Annotated in this window: 17 protein-coding genes and 1 pseudogene; 6 read left to right on the top strand and 12 right to left on the bottom strand. The window is 67.4% G+C overall.

Annotation, left to right across the window (positions count from 1 at the left end; translation table 11 throughout):
• The first annotated feature begins 98 nt into the window (after window positions 1-98).
• Window positions 99-1250, top strand: coding sequence for a transglycosylase SLT domain-containing protein (locus M8A51_RS18290; protein WP_251779962.1), 1152 nt, complete (start codon window positions 99-101; stop codon window positions 1248-1250).
• 38 nt (window positions 1251-1288) lie between these two features.
• Here M8A51_RS18290 and M8A51_RS18295 read toward each other — a convergent pair.
• The 12 genes and pseudogenes from M8A51_RS18295 to M8A51_RS18350 form a co-directional block, all read right to left on the bottom strand.
• Window positions 1289-1536: pseudogene (locus M8A51_RS18295) on the bottom strand (transposase domain-containing protein); the annotation flags it as partial.
• A 459-nt stretch (window positions 1537-1995) separates the two neighbouring features.
• Window positions 1996-6252 carry a hypothetical protein gene (locus tag M8A51_RS18300; RefSeq protein WP_251779963.1) on the bottom strand — a complete coding sequence of 1419 codons (4257 nt, stop codon included), beginning with the start codon at window positions 6250-6252 and terminating at the stop codon, window positions 1996-1998.
• 613 nt (window positions 6253-6865) lie between these two features.
• A complete protein-coding gene (locus M8A51_RS18305) occupies window positions 6866-10465 on the bottom strand; it encodes a hypothetical protein (RefSeq protein ID WP_251779964.1) in 3600 nt (1199 codons plus the stop codon).
• Between the two features lie 630 nt (window positions 10466-11095).
• The gene (locus M8A51_RS18310; RefSeq protein ID WP_251779965.1) at window positions 11096-11551 is read right to left on the bottom strand and encodes a CesT family type III secretion system chaperone; all 456 of its coding nucleotides are present in this window, start codon (window positions 11549-11551) and stop codon (window positions 11096-11098) included.
• 1 nt (window position 11552) lies between these two features.
• Window positions 11553-12404, bottom strand: a complete 852-nt coding sequence (locus tag M8A51_RS18315) for a hypothetical protein (protein ID WP_251779966.1) — start codon at window positions 12402-12404, stop codon at window positions 11553-11555.
• On the bottom strand, window positions 12401-12661 hold the full coding sequence (sctS, locus tag M8A51_RS18320; RefSeq protein WP_251779967.1) for a type III secretion system export apparatus subunit SctS: 261 nt from the start codon (window positions 12659-12661) through the stop codon (window positions 12401-12403). Before sctS ends, M8A51_RS18315 begins: the two co-directional genes overlap by 4 nt.
• A gap of 13 nt (window positions 12662-12674) precedes the next feature.
• A complete protein-coding gene (sctR, locus tag M8A51_RS18325; RefSeq protein WP_251779968.1) occupies window positions 12675-13340 on the bottom strand; it encodes a type III secretion system export apparatus subunit SctR in 666 nt (221 codons plus the stop codon).
• The gene (locus tag M8A51_RS18330) at window positions 13318-14337 is read right to left on the bottom strand and encodes a FliM/FliN family flagellar motor switch protein (RefSeq protein ID WP_251779969.1); all 1020 of its coding nucleotides are present in this window, start codon (window positions 14335-14337) and stop codon (window positions 13318-13320) included. Before M8A51_RS18330 ends, sctR begins: the two co-directional genes overlap by 23 nt.
• On the bottom strand, window positions 14334-15002 hold the full coding sequence (locus tag M8A51_RS18335) for a type III secretion HpaP family protein (RefSeq protein WP_251779970.1): 669 nt from the start codon (window positions 15000-15002) through the stop codon (window positions 14334-14336). The genes M8A51_RS18330 and M8A51_RS18335 overlap by 4 nt, the downstream gene beginning before the upstream one ends.
• Before the next feature lie 23 nt (window positions 15003-15025).
• Window positions 15026-17080, bottom strand: a complete 2055-nt coding sequence (gene sctV, locus M8A51_RS18340; protein ID WP_251779971.1) for a type III secretion system export apparatus subunit SctV — start codon at window positions 17078-17080, stop codon at window positions 15026-15028.
• Window positions 17077-18192 (bottom strand): type III secretion system export apparatus subunit SctU, encoded by a 1116-nt coding sequence (sctU, locus tag M8A51_RS18345; RefSeq protein ID WP_251779972.1) that lies wholly within the window; start codon window positions 18190-18192, stop codon window positions 17077-17079. Before sctU ends, sctV begins: the two co-directional genes overlap by 4 nt.
• A 72-nt stretch (window positions 18193-18264) precedes the next feature.
• Window positions 18265-18456, bottom strand: coding sequence for a hypothetical protein (locus M8A51_RS18350; protein ID WP_251779973.1), 192 nt, complete (start codon window positions 18454-18456; stop codon window positions 18265-18267).
• A 229-nt stretch (window positions 18457-18685) separates the two neighbouring features.
• Between M8A51_RS18350 and M8A51_RS18355 the strand changes: the two genes are divergently transcribed.
• The 5 genes from M8A51_RS18355 (at window position 18686) to M8A51_RS18375 (ending at window position 23990) form a co-directional block, all read left to right on the top strand.
• Entirely contained in the window at window positions 18686-19282 is a 597-nt protein-coding gene (locus M8A51_RS18355) for a hypothetical protein (protein WP_251779974.1), read from the top strand.
• Between the two features lie 233 nt (window positions 19283-19515).
• Window positions 19516-20736, top strand: a complete 1221-nt coding sequence (locus tag M8A51_RS18360) for a hypothetical protein (protein ID WP_251779975.1) — start codon at window positions 19516-19518, stop codon at window positions 20734-20736.
• A gap of 598 nt (window positions 20737-21334) precedes the next feature.
• Entirely contained in the window at window positions 21335-21745 is a 411-nt protein-coding gene (locus M8A51_RS18365) for a hypothetical protein (RefSeq protein ID WP_251779976.1), read from the top strand.
• Window positions 21746-21822: 77 nt separating this feature from the next.
• On the top strand, window positions 21823-23286 hold the full coding sequence (locus tag M8A51_RS18370; RefSeq protein ID WP_251779977.1) for a helix-turn-helix transcriptional regulator: 1464 nt from the start codon (window positions 21823-21825) through the stop codon (window positions 23284-23286).
• Window positions 23287-23354: 68 nt separating this feature from the next.
• Window positions 23355-23990, top strand: coding sequence for a hypothetical protein (locus M8A51_RS18375; protein ID WP_251779978.1), 636 nt, complete (start codon window positions 23355-23357; stop codon window positions 23988-23990).

Here is a 23990-nt window from a genome sequence, read left to right on the forward strand (position 1 = left end):
ACGCCGGACCGGACCCGGTTCCGATACTGGTCCTGGAGTCGCGCGTGGCGACGCTGCTGCGCCGACCGATCCGACAGTGACAAGACAAGGAGTGAAAGATGGCTGAATCCGTGAATGGAGTCGGCGGGGTCAGCGGCGCCACGTCGGCGCTGATGCTTGCCGCGATGATGCAGATGATGCAAGGCTCGAGCGGCGCGGGCGGCAGCCCGGGGCAAGGCCAGGGCGCGGGAAGCCCGATCCAGACCATGCTCAACCTGCTCGGCGAGATGCTCAAGCTTGCCGCGCAAGCGCTGAAGCCACCCGGCGAAGGGGACAACGCCGGACCGGGGGGTGCGCAGGGACCCGGCGGCGCCCAGCAGGCGCAAGGCGCCGGCAGCAGCGGCGACCAGATGGCGCAGACCATCATGCAGATGATGCAGGAGATCATGAAGCTGATGCAGAAGCTGATGTCCGGCCAGCAGCCGGGGCAGGAAGAAGGCTCGCCGTTCCAAGCCACACCGCAGGCGAACACCATGTCCAACATGCTGAATGGCCTGGCCGACTTCCTGAAGGGGGCGTCGGACGTGCTCAACGGTGTGTCCGACCTTCTGGGCGGCAACCAGGGCTCCGGCGGAGGCGCACCAGGAGGCGCACCAGGCGGCTCCCCGGGCGGCCTGCCCGGCGGCACCCCTGGGGGCACGCCTGGTGGAACACCCGGTGGAACTCCTGGGGGCACGCCTGGCGGAACGCCCGGCGGCGCCCCTGCAGCAGGCCCCGACCAACCCACGACCCAAGGGCCCGGGGATGCGCCATTCACCGGTGAGGTGGGCAAAGGCCCGGCCGGTATGCCGCAGGACAAGTGGCAGCACTGCGTCGAGGCCGGCAAGAAGACCGGCCAGGATCCTTACGTGCTGGCCGCGATGATGGAGAAGGAAAGCCAGTTCGGCAAAGCCTTGAATGGCAACAGCCCGAGCAGCGGCGATGGCCTGATGCAGGTCGAACCCAGCACCCGCCAGGCTTATGCCGCGAAGTTCCAGGAGAAGATGGGTCACGCCTACGACCACAGCAGCGAGAGCGATCAGGTCGCGATGGCCGGCGTCATCCTCGCGGACAAAGGCGGCAGCACGACCAACAAGCTGCAGAAGTACAACGGCGGCGACAACTGGCAGCCGGGTGTGACCGACTCCTACGGCCGCGTGATCGAGGCCGACAAGTACGCAGCCAGCGTCGAGGCGCGTGCGAGGGAGCTGAGAGCATCAGGCGGCGTCTGAAGCTGTTCCTGGGGCGCCGGCCGGCAAGCGGACGCCGGTCACCGCGTTGACGCGGTGCTGATCGCCAGGCAGCCAAGCTGCTGCTCGGTGATCGGCAGAGCACGCATCTCGGTGGAGTTCCAGGGAAGCAGCTCGTCGATGCGGTTGACCGGATACCCACCGATGTGCAGGAGCACGTGCCGCAGGTCGGCCTGCGGATCCGGCCTGTTGGCAGGCCGATGAGGCGGTACATCGCCGCGGCACGCTCGCCGCCAGCGTCGAAGCCGGCGAACAGATCGTTGTTGCGTTTGTGCGAACGCCGTCCGAGGCTCGCGTGAACCGCCCCTGAGTTTGAGGAGGCTCTTTTCTCCGAGAGAGAGCGCCACGAAGAAGTCGAACAGGTTCTCATCCGAGGTGCGCGAGCGCGCCGTTCGCATGGGGCAGGAGCACCGGGGCGAGTCCCCCCCGCTGTGGGCTGCGACCCATGGCGTCATATCGCCACGAGGAGACACTCGCTGCCGCAAGTTCCCGACGAGTCGACGCATCGGACGCCCATGGCGGGGTGCCGGCTCCGCTCTGCATTCTTTCGGTCAATCAATGTGAGTGACGGTGCACGCCGACGCGAGAACGGGAGCCGCCAGTGACAGGCACGGCAAGCAGGTCGACCGGTTCCGGCGGCTGCGCCCCGAAGCGTCGCGACCACCATGCCGGTGAGATCTGCCGCCACTCCGCAGGAGCGTCATGGCGGCACCGTCTGCTCACCTCTTCAGGTACCCGTGTTCGGATCCTTGTCGTCCAGTGGCCTCATCAGACGCCGCTCGAGCGCTCGTTGCGCTCGAGCCGGATCGGACGGGCCGCCGCCATCGCCTTCGAGGTCGGCGAAGGTGACGCGGCGCTCCGGCGTGCGCGAAATCTCCGGCGTGCGCGACAGGTCGTCCACGCGTGACCGGCGAGCGTCGTCAAACCCGCTGTACAGGTCGGCGTCGGAGCTGGCACGTGAAACCTGCTGGCGGCCCGGCAGGTGCTCCGTCGGCAGCTGGTCGAGTTCATGCTGGAAATCGCTGCCGGGCATCGGCAGGTAATGCGGTTGCTGGCCGCGCTGAACTGCTCCGCCCTGCAGTGCGACGTGCTCGGCGGGCTGCTCCTTCTGCAGCATGTCCTCCCACGCGTGACGGCGCACTTCGGCCTGCGGGTTGAACCAGACTTCCTTGAAGTTGTCGACCGTGATCTTCTTCGAAAGACCCACGAGGTTCGGCAGTTGCTCGCTGTGCGTCTTCGCCAGCTCGTCGAACATGATCAAGGCCGGCTCCATCACCTTCATGTTCATTGCGTAGGCCGCCTCACCGTGGGTTTTCATCGCCACCTGCAATGCATCGGAGCCGAACAGGCATTTGCTCGGATGCGCGTACATCGTGTGGAACCAGTTGTTGCCCTGGTCACCGTGATGCTCGCACATGTTGGCGAACGCGTTGCGAACCCGCGGATCCTGGAACTCGCGCTCCACCGTCTTCTTGAAATTCGCCACCGCCTGGAAATAGTGCTTGGCCTGCGTATTGGCGCCCACCCGGAACAGCGACATCATGTTCTGCTTGCCGAGGTCGGCAGACTTGTCGGAGCGCCCACCGACCACCGCGAACGCCTCATAGGCGCTGATCACGTCGCGCAACCCCTTCTCGATCGGCTTCGAAACGCCGTGCTGCGCGAACAGGTCGGCCGCGCCTTGCAGGATGTCGTGGCTGACGAAGTCCCACGACGCATCCCAGCGCACCTGGGTGGGCACCGAGCCATGCTTGGCGAGTACCGCGTCCTCGGTCGCCTTGAAGGCGTTCAGATCCCGCATCATCTGCTTCGTGTGGTCGCGGCTTTCCGTGTCGTAGCGCCGCTTGCCCATGCCGTGCGCCCAGATCAGGTCACCAGCCGGCGGAGGCGCATTCTCGAGGCCGTGCTTGGCCCGCAACGGGTCGGTGGCGGCCCATTCCTGTGCGAGCCGGGGTGCGTCGGTCAGCAGCTTGATCACGTCCTGGACGTTCTTGTCCTTGTTGCCCGGCACCCCGCGGTCGCAATGCAGCAGGTGCGAGAGCCCGCGCAGCAGATGCTCCTTGATGGAAGCGGTCATGCCCTCGAGCGTCGGCTTGTACACCTGAGAATCGCTGACGATCTCCTTGATCCACGTGTCCTCGCCCGCACCACGAAAGACCCGCGGAAACTCACGCAGCCGCTGGTCGAGCTCCTTGCCGATCACTGCAGGGTTGCTCACATCCAGGCCGGTGATGCACAACACCACGCGCTTTTGCGCCTCCGCGTCCTGCTTCATGTAGTCGATGGCCAGCGCCCGGTCGTGATCCCGGTAGAACATCGAGATTTTGTGCGGATTGTTGTTGTAGTACAGCGCTTCCGGCGTCATGCCATGCATCTGCGACGGTATGCCGGCAAAGATGGTGCAGGCGACGGCGTTGTCGTCCATGTACTTGATGTTCTCCTCCATCGCCGTGACATTGCCCGAGTAGCCTGTGGTGTGGAAGTGCGTGTCCGTGATGGGGCGTTGCGGCAGGTCGGGCTTCTCGGTCGGCAGGCGGGCCACCAGGGTCGGGGCAACCGAATCCCGCCATGGTTTCGCCATGCTCGAGAGGTCTCGACTGAGAGCGCTGAACATGTCGCCGCCCGGCCCCGCCGCGTTCCACAAACCAGCACCGGCCTCGGCCTCGACAGCTTTCACGAAGGACGGGCCCATGGCCTTCTCGAAGGCCGCGAGCATGCGCTGCGCTGCCCCGGCGACATGGGAGCCCGCCTCCACGTCCTGGCTTCCATCGGTCAACGCGCGATCGGGCAAGGTCGCGTTGTGCCGCAGCTCATGGAGCGTCCGCAGCACCTGCGCCGGGCCAAAATCCGAGCGCTTGAACGCCTGGGTGAACACGCGCTGCAATTCGTCGGGGTGGTGCTCATGCCGCTCGATCAAGCTCAGCGGATCGATGCGCGGTAGCGCCCGGCCTGCTCGCGCGACCTGGGCATCGCTGACCTCATGCGCCCGCGCTCGCAGCGTCGGCGTCTCGGCAGCGGCTTCCTCTCCTTGTGCCGCGAACGGGCGCCGCTGGCGCACGGCACTCGCCGCCACCGGTGTGGATGGCGTGTCCGTGCTCTGTCCATGATTGACGGCGTTGTGCAGCAGCAGCACCTTGGCCGCCACCTCCGGCGGCGGCGAGCCCTTGAACGCGGTGCGCACGTGCATGTCGACGGTGTGCAGGAACAGGTCGGTATCCTGCCCGGTGCGGTGGATATGGTCGGCAATGTCCGCCAGGAAAATCCTGTCGTGAGGCGAATCCGAGACGATCTGCGAAATGGCTTTCTTGGCGTTGTCGCTGCCCAGACCCGATTCCTGCAGCTTCTTCACGACCTTGAACGCCTGCTCGTCCCGATCGACGCCGCGCAAAGCGGCGTAGTGCGGCAGCAGCGTGGCGGCGGCTTGCTGCACCGCGTCCAGGCCCGGTACGGCAGCACCGTCGGCGGGACGATCGGTCGCGCCGAGCTGCAGGTTTCCCTGCATCAGCAGGAACTGCGTATCCCGCAGCCTGTTCACGGCATTTTTCAGCGCCGGCTGGAACGCCTTGCCGTCCGCGACGCGGTCGGCCCCCTCGCGCAGCGAGGCTGCAGCGTCGCGCAGGTATTCCGCGACCTCCTGCAATGCGCCGGCATTGCGCTGTTGCATGGCACCAGGCCGGGTCTGCAGATCGCCGGAGATGTCGACGGCCACGTCGTTCAGCATCCGGGCCAGTTGCTTGGCGGGATGGTGCTCGTCGGCCGGAGCGTTGGTCCGGAACGCCTCACCGTTCAGGACGCGTGTGGTGACATCGAACGCTGCCTTCGAGTCACTCCCCCAATGACCCTCCTGCAAATCCTTGCCGACGTGATCGAGCAGGTTCTCGTAGGCCTCCACGCCCGACCGATGGATGTGCTGGACCGCCACCTTGTTTTCGATGACGCCGAGATCTTTCGCATTGCGGTCGGGGTGATTGAAGAAGTGCGTGAAGGCGGAGCGAGCCAGAGCCGCAAGCAGGAAATACGCGGTGAAACCGACGAAGATGTCGGCAGCCAGCTGGCGCGTGGGATGGCTGTCATTCTTGAACTTGTTGCTGGACCACATCATCTCGCCGCCGAGTGCCGTCGCGGCGAGTACCGAACCCAGCACGGCCGCGCCCACCTCGACCATCTTGCGTGGCATGGTCGTGCGGTCCTCGCGGGCCACCGGCTCGCTCGCGGTCATGCTGAGCGACGGAGCCGCACGATCGTGCTTGAGCTTGCTGACGTCCTCGGCCTGCTGCGCACCCATTCTGCGCAGCGAGTCCTTGTTGCCTGCCCACGTGATCGCGGCATTCACGGCACTGAAGCTCGCGCCGGAAGCGACGGCACGCACTCCTGCACCCCAGGGGTTGTTCCCGATGAAGCCGGAGCGGCTCATCGCCACGCTGACCGCGCCATAGATGGCGACGTTCAACATGGTCAATGCGAAGTCGCCCCACAGCTTCTTCTGGGGCCCGACCGTCCCCGATCCCGAGCCCGGCAGGCGCCAGTTCACGTCGATGACGGCGCCGTCCAGGGCACGCAGCGCGCGCGAGCCGGCTTCTGCACCGGCCGGCCCCATCAAGCCGACCATGCCTGCGAACACGTAGGGCTTGACCGGGTCAGGCATGTGAGCGGCCACCGCGGTCGGAATGGTGAAGCCGATGAAGTTGCTGACCAGCGAACTGGCGAAGTTGGCCGCGGCCTTGCGCATGTCCATCGTGACGGGTCTTCCCGACGAGGCCGCGGCCTTGAACTCGGCGGTCGCCAACTGGTCGTATCGCACGCTCGCGTTGTGCAACGTGTCAAGCTGGAGCGGCGTCGGCTCCCTGCCGGCGTCCCTTGCTTGCTGGATCGCCATCTTGGCCTGCTCCAGCGCCCGTTCCGCATCGAGCAGGCGTTGTGGCAGCACATCACGCCCAAGCGCCTGCCTGAGGAGCGCAAGGTTGTCATGCGGGGCCGATTGCACCAGAGACTCCACCGGATCCACGGTCGTCGGGGGCGGGGTTTCGAACCTCACCAGGCCGGTGTTCGGCGGCGGGGGACCTTCCGGCGCGCCCGCCCGGGCCGCAATGACCCGCATCGCGGAATGCGACGGCCCCCCTGCGACGATCAAGGAATCCGCGGCGTTGCGGCCGACCGTTTTGGCCTGCTCGCCCATTTCTGCCGTGCGTTTGTGCACCTTGTGCAATCCCCTGCGCATGGCCGATCGTTGAGGCGTCGCCGCCGCGTCCGCCGGCGCCGTATCGCTCGCCGTCGTGGTGGTGCCGGCGGCAGCGGTGCTGCTCTCCGGTTGCTCCGTTCGCCGGCTCCTGCGTGAGGTCAGCGGAATGTTCTCCCCTGCCGGTGTCGACGACGAAACCGGAGCATCGGTGCGCTCGGTCTGCCGCGTCTGTTGACTGGAACGAGATGCCCCGGTGATCCTCGTGAGTTTGTCCATGCAGCGCTCCTGAATTTCAGGCGTTCATCATCGGAAGCACCGCGGCTGCAGCTGTCACGGACACGAAGCCACATCAGTGACATGCGAAGGCGCCACGGACCCGATTTTCCGCAGCGCGCATCACAGTGTCGCCGTCGCACCGTCACACCTTCGCCCGGTCGGCATTGGTTCTCGCGTCCATCTTCAACCCGCTGTACAGCGTCCCGGGCAAACCCACCTCCGACTTGGTGTAGGTGTTGAGGCGGAAACCGACGTCGTTGTGCACGTACGAGTCCAGCGAACCGAGCAGGTGTGCCAGCTCCTGCTGCTTCGCCGCTGCGAGTCGCGGCATGCCGCCCGGCATCTCCGCCAGCTGCAGTACCGCGAGTTTCTCGTTCGCCCTGTCGATGCCCGGACCACTGATTTCGCCCGTGCCGCGATAGGAAAGCCCCGGCTGGAAGGTGCGTCCTTCGATCATTCCCTTGAGCACTTCGATCTGCAGCTGTGCGTCTGCGTCGTACAAGCGCTTTTCCTCGGCTCGGATCTCGGCCTCGCTGCGCGGCGCCGCATCCACATAGTTCTGCAACTTGGCGTGGCGGATCGCAGCCAGATCCGGCCGGAACGAAAGCATGCCTGTCGCGTACAGCCACGCCTGCTGCCTGAACGCCTTGCGCATGTCGCCCAGCGATTCGGTCTCGAACGACCAATACGTACCGCCCTGGTGCATCACGCCGTCGATTTCCGTCCGCATGAACGTCAGGCTGGTGGGGAAGTTGCCTCGATGGGGGACGTACGTGCCGCTGGCCACCAGCGGCACGCCCCGGCCGCCGAAATTGGCGCCGACGCCGGCCTGGCTCTTCCATTGGCTGAAATCCTGGCGCCGCAGCGCGTCGGTGCTGCCGTGGGTTCGAATGCGCAGGGCCCGGTTTCCTTCGGGAATGTAGGAGCCGCCCCCGGAAGGCCCCATCGTGAACGGCAGATTCCAGTTCTTGCCGCCCACGCTGCCGAGGCCGAAGCTCACACCGGCCTTGACCGAATACTCGTTCTTGACCTTGTCGTTGAAGTCGGCATCGCCGTTGGCGACGCCGACCGACAGCACGTCGTGTTCCGCCATCAGGCTGAGCAAGGGTTGCGGCTCTCCGCTTGCCAGCAGCTCGCCGAAACGCCGCATCGCGTTCGCCAGATAGGCCGTCCGCAGGCTGTCGCTGGAAGAGCCGGCGCCGGCACCGGGCACGCCGCCTTCGGCCTCCGACGTGCGAGGCACCCGGAGAAACACCGACTTGTAGGCCATGTCGGTGCCGCCCCAGCCGCCCTCGACGGTGAAGCCGGTGCGCTGTGCCCGGCCCCCGATCGACCAGGTCTTGAAACTGGCGCCGCCGCCGGCCACCCAGGTGCCGGTCCTGCTGCCGCCCTCACCGTAGTTGAACTCGATGCCGGACGCGTTGACGCCCATGCGAACGATCGTCTCGCTGTTCTTGTTGTATTGGTAGCCAGCCACCACGTTGGGACTGGCCCACCCCGTCCACCACGGCGCCCCTGCGATCTTCATCGCCGTCGAGGCGACGGTGCCCACGTCCGGAACGCCCCAGCCTCCGTAAGACGTCATGTTCAATCCGGAACTGGTGCCGAAGTGCTGCATCACGTCGGCCAGTGCCCCCATTCGATCCTTGTCGCGCGCCTGCGTCGCTTTTGCGCCGGGTTGCATGGCGCCGCGCCCGTGGGCCGGCACCTTTTCAGCGTCGGCAGCGAAGTGCGAGTCGTAGTCGGCCGGGGCGCCGGTGCCACGGATCACGGCGTCGTCGAGCACGGTCAGCCTCGACGCCAGGAACTCTTCGTCCGCGGGACCTTTCGCCGGCAGGAGCAGGGCCCGTCTGGCCACGTCGTCGTAGACCTCGCGCAGCGTCCGCTGGTCGAGCGACACATGCGCGAACACGCCTTGCACCGCCGTCGAGAACGCTCGCGCGTCCTCGCCCGTCCTGCCGGCCTGGCGGGCGGCCTCGTCCCCGATCTGCTGCAATTGCTCGGGAAGCAGCGTGACCTGCTTGCCGAGCATGCCCTGCGTCTGCGTGCTCCAGTGCTGCAGCAACGCCAGCCTGCCGAAGTCCCTCTGCAGATCCGCATCGGACGCCGAACCTGCATCTCGAGCATGTTCTGCCAGACAGCTCATCAGGTCGGTCAACGGTGGCAGCGCCTCCTTCATGCCGAGCTGCGGAACGGCCACGTTGTTCAGCGAGCCCAGCGGACCGTGCTCCACCAGCGGTCGAACCGGGTCGGCGACCAGCCGGTTGCCGAGCAATCGCCGGTTCACGACGTTGGCACCCGCGCCGCGCTGGAGCCACTGCGCCAGCTGCCTGGATTGCGCGTTGGCGAAATCCAGCTTGGCGGCATCGATGCCGTTGCGAACGGCACTCATGGCAGCCTTCTGCGCCAGGGTCGGGCCGGGCAGCGTGCCGTCGGGGCCGGGTGGCGCCAGCCCCAGCTTGCGCGTCATCCCGAGCAGCGCCAGCGCCGGCAGGCGCATGGCGATGTCCCCCTCGCTCATGCCGCCGCTGCGCAGCCGCTGGTCGGATGGCCACTCATCGCCCAGTCCGGGCCTGGACCCGAGACCCGCCTCCAGGTCGACCGTGGAGGGATCCCTTTGTCCCACCGCCTGAAGTTCCGTGCCTTGGGGCGAGCCGGCGGCCGCCGTCTGGATCGCCTGATGGAGACGCTGCGCCTCCTCGATCGCTTCACTCACGTCACGAACCCCGGGGCGCAGCAGAGCTTCCGTCGCAAAGCTGAGGGTGCGCGCGTCGCGCACCTGCAGCGCTTGGCCGCCCACGTGGACCAGCTTGCACGCCGCCAGCACGGCCGCCCCACCCGCCGCAACCATATGGCGCACGGTGGCTTGCACCGCGCGTTCCACCTCGACGGGGATGTCGCGCTGAAGGGCGTCCGCGGATCCTCGGTTCATCGCTGCCCCCAGGTCGTAGGACACCAGCCGGTCCGCAACCCGCAAGGCCAACGGCGTATCGCCACCGCATGCCCCGTGGATCGCAAGCGCCGCGATCTGCTGCTCGCCCGGAGAGAGCTGCGGGGCGGCTTCACCAGCCCCGCTCAGGCGCTGCGCCAGCGCTGCCTGGATCGTGTTGACCGCAGCGGGGCGAAATTCGATGTTGACCGGCTCGGCCGCCATGGCCGCCAGCGAGGCAGCATCCGTACCGGGCACCGGTGCGCCCCTCGCCTGCTCCACCAGCATGGCCGCAATCTCCGCCCCCGGCCAGGACGTGGCGCCCGGCGGCGCGGACCTCGCCAGCAACATCAGGACCTGCACGGCCCGGCTCGTGCGCGTGGGCGGGCCTTCCCCGACGCCGGGCAGGCGGCCCTGTCGCAGCAGATCGAAGTCGAGGTGCTGCAGATCGGCGCGCAACTCAGCGACCATGCGCGCGGGATCCGTCCCGTTACCCGATGCGGCGACCGCGGTCGCTGCCACCATCGCGGCCGCCGCGCCGAACCGGTGATTCGACAGGTTGGGGAACTGCCGCTCGACTTCCGCCACCATGGGCCGCATCCGCGCTTCGGCGAATCCAGTGCCCGCAACGGAGTGCTTGATGGCCTCGACGACAGCGCTCGCCTCCATGAGCACGGTCGGGCGGTCGTACTGCACGGCCCGACGCGTCCCCAGCGGCTGGATCTGCTTGCCGCTGCGGTAGTCGTCCGGCACCGCGTCCCTGTCGCCCCGGTATCCCGGCACCTGCACGCTCAACTGGGGCAGGCTGTCCACGGCCCGCTGCATCCAACTCGGCCCCTGCGCTCCTCGCGCTGGGATCGCGCGATGCCCGCTGAGCGCGCCATGGGACGGGTCGCCGCTGCTGTCCAGCGCATCGGGCTTTTTTCCTTCTGTCGGTGAGGGAGGGACCGGAGCGTCGCTGGCGATGACATCCCGCGACGACTCGGGCGCTTGCGGGCGCGCCAGCTCTCCCTTGGAGATCGCGCGACGAGGCCCGCGGTTTCCTCCGGCCGGCTTGTCGCCGCCACGCGGCGACACCGGCCGATAGCCTTCGTCCACGCCAGCGCTGCGTTTCGACCCCGACGCGGCGGTCGCACCGGCAACCGTCTCGTCCGTCGGCAGGACGCTCTGGCGTGGAGTCGGCGACAGGGATCGGGTTCGCTGTGTTCTCGACATGGCAGTGTCGTCCAGGTGGTTCGGTATGAACCAATGCTGCCAAAGCAACTGCCTTTGGTGCATGACACTTTCATGACATCGAGAAGCGGGGGCGAAGAAACCGAAGCAACCGTCGCGTGTCTCTGTCTTGTGAAGGACAGGAAGATGTCCGCGACTGGCAGCCCCGGGGACGCCAGCTCTACGCCCTGGCTAGCTCGCTCGCACAGCTTTCCGTTGTGGTCACAGGCCCTAGGCCCGCAGCCACATGTACTCGCCCGAGCACACCCCCTCGAACATCTCGTCGGTGGCCGTGATGATGCTGTCGCGCCAATACTGGCCGTGCTCGATGTAGTGATTGAAGGTCTCGGCCAGCCAGTTGCCGTCGATCTCGTCGGTCATCGGGACTCGCACGATCAGCAGCACGCCGCCGGTGTCCGGGTTCAGCCCCATCTGCGCCTGGTCCTGCGCATAGATCTGCAGATTGGCTTCCAGCAGCAGGCGGAACACGCGCAAGGTGCGGCCGGCAGTGACGATACCGAAGTTGAAGTTGAGGTACATCGCCTCGGGGTCGTTCTCGAAGTGCGTGAGCAGCACCTCGTAGCCGTCGATCTCGACGGCGCCTCGCGCGAGCACGGCCGCGGCGTCGGGGATGTTCACCACGCCGCACATCTGCGTGACGAGTTCGCGGTAGCGATCGACGCTCACGTCAGACCCCCCGGCTGCGCAGGACCAGGCGTTGCCGGTCCATGGCTGCCTGCCGCTGCGATCGGGTGCGGGGCCGGGCGGTGTTGAGTGCCACCAGCGGCAGCAAGGCCAGCGTGTCGCCGACCGCCTCGGCCTCGCCGGCCGGCAGCGACCAGCCGTTCCAGGCTTCTCGCTGGCGCAGGATCAGCAGGTTCTTCACGTCGCTCAGCGTCAGCGTCCCGGCCATCTCGCCCTGCCGCACCAGTTGCGCCAGCGCTGCATTGAGCACCAGGCGCGACAGCCCGAACGGCTCGCCGCGCACCGTGCACTTTCGCTTGACACCTGCGAGTACCACCGCGCCCAGGGCACCCACCAGGTCCAGCGGCGCCGGCCGGGAGGCCGATTCGGGACCGAACAGCTGGGCCGCACCGGGCAGGCCGAGTTCGATCATGCGGCGTGGCAACCCATCCTCGCCGGCCGCCACGGCGAGCTTGTATTGCATCTTGCGCGGCGGCTGCCCGGACGGGCCGAACCTGCGTTGCTGGCCGCCTTGGGCGTCGCCGCCGCCGGCGTCCTTCTGCATCGACGCGAACGGATCGAACGGGCGCTGCTGATCGTCCATGCCGCCGTCATGCAGTTCCTGCTGCTGCTCCTCCATGCCGGCCTGCTGCATCGGCGACGGTCCCTTACGGGGCGGCCGGCGCCGTGTCAGCGGCGTCTTGCGCGCGCCCTGGCGCGCCGCTGCCTGGCCGCGCTGCTGCCCGACCTTGTAGGTGTGCCCGCCGTGGTGGCCCTCGGCCTGGCGGGACTGCCCGGCCCCCTGTTCCTGCCCGCGCAGCGCGTTGTCGCTGCCCTGAACCTTGCGTACGCTCATTGGAATATCGCCACCAGGATGTTTTCGGAGAACCGCAGCAACGTCATGCCGGCCCATGGCGCGGCGATGAACACCACCACGGTGACGGCCAGCAGCTTGATGCCCTGCGAGATGCTGGAGTCCTGCAGCGACGTGATCGCCTGGAAGAACGACACCAGCAGGCCGACCAGGGCCGACACCAGGACCGCCGGCAGCGACAGCACCACGCACATCAGCAGGGCCTCGGACGTCAGCTGCAGCACGTTCTCGTAGCTCATCGCTGCGGTCCCTTCATTTGTAGGTGAGCACCAGGCCGTGGATCAGCCGCGACCAGCCGTCGAGCACCACGAACAGCAGCAGCTTGAACGGGATCGCAATGTTCGTCGGCGTCACCTGCGACAGCCCCATCGCGAGCAGCACGTTGGCAATCACGATGTCGACGATGATGAACGCCAGGTACAGCAGGAAGCCGATGCGGAAGGCCGCGGCCATCTCGGTCAACAGGAAGGCCGGTGCCAGCACCAGCAGGTCGTCTTCCTTCAGTTGCTTGGCATGCTCCGGCGGCCAGATCAGCTCCGCCGACTTGAGGAAGAACCGCTTCTCGCGCTCGTGCGCGTGCTTGGCAAGAAAGCGGCGAAACGGCTCGCGCGCGGCATCGGCTGCAGCCAGCACCTGCTGGGCGTTGGACTCGGTGCCTTGCGGCGCATTGCCCACCGTGAGCGCGCGCGACGCGTCCATCAGGATGGGTGCCATGATGTAGCACGAGACGATCAGCGCGATGCCGTTGAGCACCATGTTGGGCGGCACCTGCTGCACGCCCATCGCATTGCGCAGCAGGCCGAGCACCACAGCAATCTTGGCGTACGAGGTCACCACCATCGCGGCGAACGGCAGCACCGCCAGCCCGAGCACGACCAGCAGCAGCGAAACCGGGTCAACGCTGGGGATGCTGACCATGCTCGAGGCCCATGCGGGTGATGCGTACACCCAGTTGCTCGCCGATGGCCACGAGTTGTCCGTGTCCCACGGTCTGCCCCTGGCAGACGAGCCGGATGGTCGCCTCCGACAACGGCGCGTCGAGCTCGACCATGTAGCCGGGCCGCATCGCGGCGAGTTCGGCCAGGCTCACACGCGCCGTGTCGACCTCGAAGACCACCGGCAGTTGCAAGTCCTCGATGCCCTGGCCGGCGGCGTCCGGCGGGTTCACCGCGTCCGACGCCATGTAGGGCTCGTCCGCGACATGTAGCGTGGGAGTGTCGGTCGACATCTGGGTGTGCACCTGTAGGGTCTGGCCGATACCGATGATCAGTGTCTGCTCGTATACGGCCCGTCCGAGCAGCACCACGTCGCCGCTGCGCAGCGACGCCAGGAATCCATCACGCCAGTACCGCACCATGAAGCGCACGCGGCCGCTCAGGCGCAGACCGGCCCACTCGCCGAGGTCGGCACCGACGTGTGCGAGGAACGACGAAAGGTGCGCCGTGCTTCGGGTGTCGGCGCCGCACAGCGCCACGCGCAGGCCACCGACCGCGAGCACGAAGCCGGTATGCGCGCGATCGCTGCGCTCCCACGCGACGACCCGGGCCCCGGTGAGTGCCGGCGAGAACCGCTGCAGCACCTCGGCCAGCAGCAGGGTGGCCACCTGGCAAGCCATGCCGGCGTCGGCAAGCGCCAGGGCGGCCCTCAAAGCGGGCGTCAATGCTTCCTGCTCGAGCCCCACCCGTACGCGGCCTTCGCTCGCCTCGATCTCGAGCAGCAGCAGCGGCGCGCGCGACCGCGCCACGTAGACCTGCAGCGAGGGATCCTCGGTGACCGCGGACAACCAGCGCTGGAAGCGCTCGTCACAGACCAGCCGGGAGACTCGCGCTGCGGTGCGCGCCACCTGCGGCAGCCGCACGGCGATCGGGGTCCACGACGTGGTCTCGGCTGGTCGGAGCGCGGTAGCGGCAGTCATGTCAGGTCGATGTCGATCTCTCGATCCCCGGGTAGGGCCTGGTGCAGCATCGCGGCCAGCGAAGGCCGATGCCTGGACAGTAGCCGCATCGACTGCGTGGCTTGCGTCTGGAAGCGAAGCGACAGGGCGTGCCGCGAAAGCGTGAGGTGCAGCTCGGTTTGCGGCAGCACACGCTCGTCGAGCGGCACCACGACCGACCAGGCTTCGATGGCGGGGTCGGTGCTGACGCACAGCGTGACGATCACGCGCACCAGTTCGACATCCCAGTCGCCGGTCTCGCCACCGAACGTCGGCGGCCGCTCTGCGCTTGCCGGTGACGCCGGGGGGGCGCCCGCCGGCATGCCGCTGTCCATCTCCGCCGGCGCTGCGGCCTCGACGATCCGGGGCGGCCGGATCGCGCCGGGCGGGGCAGCCGTCGCACCCGGCGCGACGCCCGCGCCGCGCTGTGCGGCGGTTCTGCCGTCGGCCGGGACCGGCGTGTCACCGCGTGGGGCCGTGCTTGCTTGCGCAGCCCGCCCGAGGCTCACGTCGAAGCGACGGCCTTGCTGAAGCACGCGCTGGAAGCGCTCGACCTGCCGCGGCGGGGCAGGCGCAGCAGGCTGTCCGTGCAGAGGCGGCGGCGCCGGGATGATGCGGCGCGGCCGTCGAACCTCGTCGTCGCTCATGCCCGGCTCCGCTCGCGCATCGGTCAGACGGCGACGCGCCCGACCGGCCGCAGCTCGACCAGGTTGCCCAGTTCCTGGAACGAGTACACCTTCAGCGATCCCAGCCGCCCTTCGATCATCTTCTTGACGTAGCGGCGGATGTCCATCGAGGTCACCAGCGCCAGGCCGGGCATGGGCGGCGCACCCACCAGTTCAACCACCTTCTCGGTGATCACGGCCGCATGCTCGGGCGGCATCGCCAGGTAGTTGCCGGCCGGTGTCGGCTTGATGCACTGGCGGATCGCCTGCTCGACGCTGGCGTCGAGCAGGATGGCCTGCACGAAGGCCTGCCCGCCCGAGGCCTCGTACGCGAGGTAGCGCCCGAGATCGCCGCGCACGTACTCGGTCAGCAGCAGCATGTCCTTCTCCTTCGGGCCCCAGACGATGAGGCTCTCGAAGATGCTGCGCAGGTTGCGGATCGGCACCTGCTCTTCAAGCAGGCGTCGCAACACCTCGGCGATGCGCTGCGTCGGCATGATCTTCTGTACTTCGGCGACCAAGCCCGGGTAGTCCTGCACGGCCTTGTCGATCACCCACTGCACTTCCTGCACACCCATGAACATGTGGGCGTGGGCCCTGAGCAGGTGCATCACCTGGCGTGCCATCACATCCTCCAGGTCCAGGCAGTTGCCGCGTTCGGCCTCGGGCACGGCGTCGGGTTTCACCCAGAGCGATTCGTCGTGGTCGAGCACGGGACCGTGCCGCTGCGCCTTGGGCGCGAGCGGCGAGTTCGCGGCCGACAGCATCATCAGCCGTCCGGGCACCGACACCAGCTTCAGCGGCACGTCGTTGAGCAGCACTTCGAACTGCAATCCCTGCATCTCCTTGGCCACCCACATCGTCACGCCGGGAAACGGCAGGCCCAGCCTGGCCTGCAGACGGTGACGCTCGGTCTGCATGGCGTCGTCCAGCCGCTCGGCCTCGAGCAGCAGCGCCAGGTCGCGCGACATGCGAACGCACAGCGGCTTCGAGAACGGAGGCTGCTGCTGCAGGATGGACGGGGGCTCGCCTTTGGCGCCCTCACGCTGCAACGCCTTGATCGGCTTGGAGATCACCTGCGCCTCGGCCTTGCGCCGGCGCTTCGTCAGGAAATGACCGGCCACGCACAGCCCGATCGCCAGCGCCAGGAACTGCAGCGTCGGGAACCCCGGGATGACGCCCATGCCGACGCTCATCGCGGCCGAAAGGTACATCGCCCGGTCGCTGCCGGTCATCTGGCCGACGATCTCCTGGCCCAGCGACTTCGGCTTGAGCTGGTGCTCGTCGGCCACGCGCGTGATCAGCACGCCGGCGGCCACGCAGATGAACAGCGACGGGATCTGCGACACCATCGCGTCGCCGATCGACAGCACCAGGAAGTGGTGCGCCGCCTCGCCGGCCGTCATCTCGTGGTACATCGTGCCGACCACGATGCCGGCCAGCATGTTGATCAGCGTGATCACCAGGCCTGCGATGGTGTCGCCCTTGACGAACTTCATCGCACCGTCCATGCCGCCGTGCATCTGGCTTTCCATCGCCAGCAGCCCGCGCTTGCGCTTGGCCTCCTCGCCGGTGATGATGCCGGCTCGCAGGTCGGCGTCGATGCTCATCTGCTTGCCCGGCATCGCGTCGAGCGTGAAGCGCGCCCCGACCTCGGCCACGCGCTCGGCACCTTTCGAGATCACCAGAAACTGCACGATGGTGATGATCAGGAACACCGTGATGCCGACCACCAGGTTGCCGCCCACCACCAGCTCGCCGAAGCTCGAGATCAGCTCGCCCGCCTCGGCCTCCAGCAGGATCATCTTGGTCGACGCAATGTTGAGCGACAGCCGGAACATCGTCGTGAACAGCAACAGCGAAGGAAACGACGACAGCGCGATCGCGTTCGGGATGAACAGCGTGATCATCAACAGCAGAACGCTGATCGTCAGGTTGATCGCCAGCAGCGTGTCCATCACTGCCAGCGGCAACGGCAGCACGATGAGCCCGACGATGGCCACCACCACCATCGCCATGGTCAGGTCGTTGCTCAGGCCCGCGGGCATCTCGAACTTCATGGCTTGGTTCCCTTGTCCGGCTGGGCTGCACCGTGGACCGATTCCGCGGCGCTGCCCGAAACGTGGCGCGTGAGCTGCTCCATCAGGCGAACCCATCGCAGCACCGCGGCGACCGCCTCGAACAGCGCCTCCGGAACGCTGTCGTTGACCGGCACGCGGTGCAATTGACGCGCAAGCGGCGGATTGACGACGACCGGGACGCGATGTTCTGCTGCGATGGCGCGAATCTCCAGCGCCTGTGCGTCGATGCCCTTGGCCACGACGACGGGCAACGGCGTCTGGCCGGGCACGTATTTCAGCGCCACTGCGTAGTGCGTCGGGTTGGCCACCACCACCGAGGCCCCGGGCACCGACGCACGCGGCGCCTCGTTGGCCATCTCGTGGGCGATCTGCTTGCGCTGCCCCTTCAGCTGCGGGTCGCCTTCCATCTCCTTGTGCTCGCGCTTGACCTCGTCCTTGGACATGCGCTGGTCGCGGATGAACAGCCACTTCTGCACCGCGAAGTCGACGGGACCGATGACGACGAACACGATGATCGCGGCTCCGAACAGCTTGAGCATCGCGCTCCAGCCGAGCGCGATCACGCCTTCCGGGCTGTGCAGGCTGGCACCGACGAGAAGCGGCAACAGGCTCATGCAGATGGCCGTCGCCACGGCACCGAGCACGATCGCCTTGAACACCATCTTGAGAAAGTCGACCAGCGAGCGGACCGAGAAGATCTTCTTGATGCCGGACGCAGGATTGACCTTGTTGAAGTCAGGCGTGATCGGCTTGAAGGTGACCTGCACACCGACCTGCGCGAACGACGCAACCAGCCCGACCGCCACCGCGACGGCCAGATACGGCAGCGCCACCAGCCCGCCCTCCTTGACGATGTCGAACACGACGGCGAACACGTCGTCGTTGGTCTGCGCGAGGATGCCGCGTTCGTAGACGATCGCGAACATCTTGAACAGATGCTCGGCCGACGACCTCGACGCGAGTGCGAGACACACCGTCAGTGCAAACAGCCCGAGCGCCGCGTTGACGTCCGGGCTCTTGGGCGACTCGCCCTTCTCGCGTGCGTCCTTGAGCTTCTTCTCGGTCGGCTCTTCGGTCTTTTCGCCCGACATGGCAGCCCTTGTGCGCGCCCAGGGGGCGCAGGCCAGGCCGGTGCGCCCCCACTCCACGTTATCCAGGTCAGATTACCGTGCGGCCTCTTTCATGCCGTCGCCGGAACCCCGTATGCGGCTGCCCACTGCGTCGGCTGCCTTGGAGACCATCGAGTCGACCGAGGTGGCCAGCTTCATCTGCACCTCTTGCAACATCATCTGGTGCTGCTGCGCGTACATCTGCTGCATCACCTGCGTCGCGTCACCGGCCTGGGCTCCCGCCATGTTGCTTGCCGGGTGCAGCCCGCCATCTCCGCCTCCGGGCCCTCCCGGGCCTCCCGGGCCTCCCGGTCCCCCAGGACCTCCGGGGCCTCCAGGTACGCCCATGTTGTGGGTGCTCATCGGCGTGTCGGGCGTCTGAGTCCCCGACGCATTTTTCGAAGACGCCGAGAACGTCGAGTTCAACAAGGTCGGCGAACTGGGCACGCTGGACGTGGGCGAGCTGAGTGCCGTCTTGAACGCATCGCCGGTCGGGCTGGCAGGCGAGTTCTTGCCACTGGTGTCCAGCTTCGGCAATTTGGCACGCAACTGGCTCATGCGGTCCGACCCGTTCGAGCGTGGTGCACTGGACAACTGGTGCGCCGGCGTCTGCTGGGTGCTTTGTCCGGCAGGCCGTTGCGCTTCGTTCGTCTGCCCCGGAGGAACGTTGCCACCGACCGGGCTGCTCGGCCCAACGGGCCTGGATATATCTGGCATGCTGAATTCCTTTCCCAGCTCGTTTGCCGCGCATGGAGAGGTAGGCCTCCGCGGCTTGAGGTACGAAGGCATTGGCGCATCCGTGCTCGGCACGCGTGTGCGGCAAGACGAAGCGATGCGGCGGCAAGCGAAAGAACTTCAGAACGCCTTCGCAGGCTGCGACGGCCATCGACGCGCGCTTCGCCACCGGCTGGATCAGGCCCCGAGCACCGCGATTTCTGCTCTTCGGTCCTGCTTCGAGATCTTCGTCCGGAAGCGCACCGGCTTTCCGCACATCGGAATGATCTCCCCGGTGCGGCACGGGTGCGCCGCACACAACGGCGCATCGAGCGTCACCTTCGATTCAAGAACTTAGGAGATCGTCAAATGTCTGGCGTGCAACCCACCTCGTCCCGTACTTCCACCCCGCCTGGGGCTCCGACCACCTCCGAGCAAACTGCAAGAGCCGGGACGTCTCAGTCCCACAACTCGGACGAGATACACGCCGCCCTGCCGCAGCGATCAGCAGCTCGAAACTCGGGGTCTCGTGCGCCTCAGACCACGCTGTCGAGGCCGACGACGCCACAGGGAGGCGACGAGATCACGCATGTGCAAAGCACGCAAGCCGCGCAAGGCACGCGACGCCCACAGGACGTGCAAAGCGTGGCTTCGGTGCGGGACGCCGCCATCCGCACGTTCGACGACATCGTGGCGCGCACCGACACGATGAAGCTGTCGAATCCTGACGTCATCAAAGGCATCATTTTTCAGGCGGCAAACGTCGGCGTCGGCGCGGCATCCGCGTTCGGTGCAGGCCGGGCTATCGGCGCCGCCGTTGCGGATATCGTGGTGCGGGCAGCGTTCGATTCGCCTCAGCTCCTGGGCTTGGGGCCGGACAACGTCAGCTATCACGAGCAGAACGAAAAACAGACTGCCATGATGATGACCAATGCCATCGCACAATGGGTCGGCGCGACCATCGGGGGCGGCATAGGAGCAGCGGCAGGCAACGTTGTGGCCCCCCGGGCGGCGGCCCTTGCGGGCCGTCAGATCGTGCCCGAACAGTTGCAAGCTTTGGTGCCCGACCATGTCGCGGACCTCTTGCGCCCGGACGGGCAGCCCTACGGTGCGGAAGGGGTCGCTGCGTTGCGAACCCAGATTCAGGACGCGCACAAGCGACTTGGGGCCATCAGCGGTGACGCACACGTGCATGCTGGTGAGGTCATCTTTGGTATCGAGAACGCCGCACGCGGCTTCGGCCAAGGCATGCAACCCGCCGGTGCGCTGCCTCACATCGGCATTTCCGTCGCGATCTCGGCCACGGCGGGCGCCGGCACTGGAGCAACGGCCGCCATCGAGATGATTCGCGAACGCGTCCAGGTGCCCGATGCTCGGCACGACGGGAACGGCCCCGCTCCGATGGTCCCCGTGGCACCTTTCAAAGTGGGAGCGCCTCTCGACATTCCGGACCGCTTCACAGGCCCGACCAAGACAGCCACGGCGCGCAACATCGCGGCCGGCGTGGCGGACCGCACCTTGCTCATGGGAAAGTCCACCTTGCCGCTCGCCGCTGCCGGGGTGACGGGCCCTGCAATCGCCGCGGCCTTGCCCGAAACGACCAAAGACCTTGCGCACCGAGGCATCCAGGCCGGCGTGCTGGGCGCCGGCGTCGCGGCAGCCGTCAAGCCGTGGTTCGAGGGCCAGCCGGTGATCGCGGCGCACGATGCCGCCCGTCGTGCACGGCAACAGCCGTCCGATGTCGAGATGACGGCGCAGTCGTCCACCCCGGCACCGCGCAACGACGCGCCCACCTCGCCGGAAGAGCGCTGATCTGCTGCTCCGCATGAAAACGCACACGAGCAGGCCACCGACCCATTGTCTGCTCGGGTGCGGTTCCGAGCGTTCGTTCTGACAGCATGGCCGTCAACTTTTCAGGATTGGCCCGCGGTGCCAGGTCACTCATTACCGGCGAGACGCCGGTGCTCAGCCCTCCGCAAAGGTCGGCCAGCGCCTCGGTGCAGCAGCAGTTCGCCGCTTGCGCCGGACTGAAGGCCCGCAACGGGCAGCTGAACCCGAGCAGCATGCTCCGAGTTCGGCCGCCGACCTTCGCGCCGGGCTCTGCGGCGCCCCGCCTGCAACCGGGCGCGGGGAGCGCACCGGCACGAGCTGAGCTGCAAGTGCCGCTGCTGCCGTCCGTACCGACCACCGGTGCCACACCGTCAGCGCCGATGCTGCCGGCGGCCACCCCTTCTCCCCAGGCAGACGACTCGCGGTCCGCGGCAACCGCCACCGTCAGGACTCAGCCCGCGACCAAGAACATCAACGCCCCGGTGCCCGGCGAACCCGCGGTGTTTGCATGGCTGCCTGTGCAGGTGTCGTCACCCATCGACGCCCTCGCGGCTCGCGGTGTCGACCGTCCGCACTTCCAATGGGCGAGGCCGGTGGCGAGCTGACGTGCGGCCGCATCGCCGCATCAGGTCGCACAACACTCAGCCCCGTGCTTACGGCGCGTTGGGAACTTCCTCGACAGATCTGCAGGACAGCCCGCGTCGCGCTGCAACGCGACATCGGTCTGTCGATCGCCAAGGACGTCACCGCCATCTTCGGCTGCGTGCTTGCACGTGACGGGACCGCACGGCTTTCAGTTCAGAGGCGCCCCATCGCCGAGCCTCCTGAAGCCGGCGCTCGACCCGCACCGTCGAACCATGCCCGTCGGACTCGCTGCCTGTGCATGCTGCAACGCACCAGGATTCCGCTCGGGCCGACAGGGACGTTCACCCACGCACAGGCCGTTACTGTCGATATGAACAAAGTTGAGGATTTCGTCGAGCAGGTGTGAACATCGTCACGGCCCGCACTCCTAGCATCAATCGCATCCGTGGAATTCCACACCACCCATACGAAGAGGATGTCGAGATGTTGATGCTTGCACTGACATGTATTCGCACCTGCCTGCAGGACGAGCCCGTCCGTATGGTGATGCAGGGGCAGCTCACTCAAGCGGTGCGCCTCGCCATGGTCCGGCTGGAGAAACGCCCTTCGCCTCAGGCCGCCGACTCGCATGCCCTGCTGGGGCAGATCGTGGGCCGTTCGCTCATTGCATTGGGTCGCGAGGAAGAAGCCGAGGAGCTGTTCCGCCGGCAACTGCGCATCTACGAGATGTCGTCGCGGGCCTGCGTGCGATGGATGTCGTCGATGGACCAGGGCGCGATGCAGCTGGCGCTGAACCGGCTCAGCCGGGCAGCGGACGCGTTCAACACGGTGGCCGACGACGAAACCGCGCCGGTGCCGCTGCGCGTCGAGGCGCTCGCGGGGCTGAGCGTGTCGCTGCGCGGCCTGGGTGAGTACCGCCGTGCCGACCGGACCTTGAGCCACGCGCAGGTGATGGCCCAGGCGCACACCCCGATGATCCTGCAGCGCCTGCTCGAGGCGACGCGCATGGAAAGCAGCGTGCTGAGCGGCCTGCGTGCCTTCGACGAAGGCAGCGATGCCGCACCGATCAGCGTCGGCGCGGGCTTGCCTTCGTACAGTCGGGCGCAATTGCTCGAGCTGGCCGGCGAGTTCGACGACCTGGTCATCGCGCGGCGGCGCCTGACCTTCCTGGCTGCGCTGCTACCTCACCGCAGCAAGACCGAGCAGGCCGCGAACATCGTCGAGAACCTGCATTTCGTGCGGCAGCAGAAGCTGTCCGGCCACGAGTGCGAATGCCGCGTGGAGGCCGCGCTCGCACTGGTCGGCAACGGCGAGGCCAAGTCCGCACACGACGTGCTGGAGAGCCTGGCCCACGACGAGGAAAGCGTGCGCCGCCACCGCTATTCGCTCGAGTTGAAGTACTGCATCTCGCGCATCTATGCATTGCAGGGCCGCCATGCCGACGCTCTGCGTCTGTACAAGGAACACGTCAACCAGGCAATGGGCCGCCTGCGGGCGGAGCTGGCGCAGTTGCCCTACTCCCGCTGTCTGGAGAAGCAGCAGATGGCCGATCACAACGACTCGATGAAGATGCTGCTGCCGTTGCGCTACCGGCGTGCCTACCAGTACATCGTGGAACACCTCGACGACCGCGACCTGTCGGTGCGCGAAGTCGCGGCTCATATCGACGTGACCGAACGCGCGCTGCAGATGGCGTTCCGCTCGCATCTGGGCATGGCCCCCGCCGAGCTGATCCGCCGCAAACGCATGGACGGCATCCGCAAGGAGCTGCGCGAAGCCCCGGACCGTCCCAATGTGCTCGATGTCGCGCAGCGCTGGGGCATGACGAACCGCTCCACGCTGACGCAGAACTACCGGCACTTCTTCAAGGAAACGCCGACCACCATGCTGCGCGGCGGCGCTCCTTTCCCGGCCACGCCAGGCACTGAACCCGAAGACCTGCAGTGACGCGGCGCAGCCACCGGCGCTGACACCGTCGGCGCCGGTGGCTGCGCGACCACCTGTCCGTGCCTGCCATGTGGCCGAACTCGCACACCCGCAGCATCGTCCCGCCGGCGGCCTCGCGGACGCCGGTCGCGACGACCGCTTCCCCAGCCGACAGCACAGGGCCGCGCAGCGCGTCGCGGCCGGGCCGCGAGCGCAGCCTCACCGATCGCGTCTTCAGCATCCTCACGCGCACGGTATGCATTCCGGGCGCTGCAGCGCCGGTGGAAGTCGCCGACAGCGAGACGACGGTGCAGGCGATCGCCGAGGAGCACACGCCGCAGAGCGGCCTTGTGGAGCTGACCGACGACCCGCGCGGCGCGGCGGTGCATGCCGTCGCAGACGCAGAGCGCATTTTCGAGCCGCACGTCCGCAGCCTGGTGTACGCGCAGATGCAGCCCGCCGAGCCGGTGCTGCCGAGCCCCCCGGTGCGGCGAGTCGGGGCTCGCATTGCCGCGCCCCCTTCCGTCGGACGCCCCCGCCACGAGCAGGAGCAACATCAGCGACGGCACCACGGCCGCGCGGTGCTGCTCGGCATCGCGCTCGCGGTCGCCGTGGTCGCGTTGGCGATGCAGTTCCTGAGCCGGACGGAACACGCGCCCCGCGGCGGCCACGGCCGCGGCGACGACACGCGCCATTCGCACGAAGCGCCGCAGCGCCGGCACTGA

The sequence above is a fragment of the Caldimonas mangrovi genome, assembly GCF_023721835.1.
Classification (GTDB): domain Bacteria; phylum Pseudomonadota; class Gammaproteobacteria; order Burkholderiales; family Burkholderiaceae_C; genus Caldimonas; species Caldimonas mangrovi.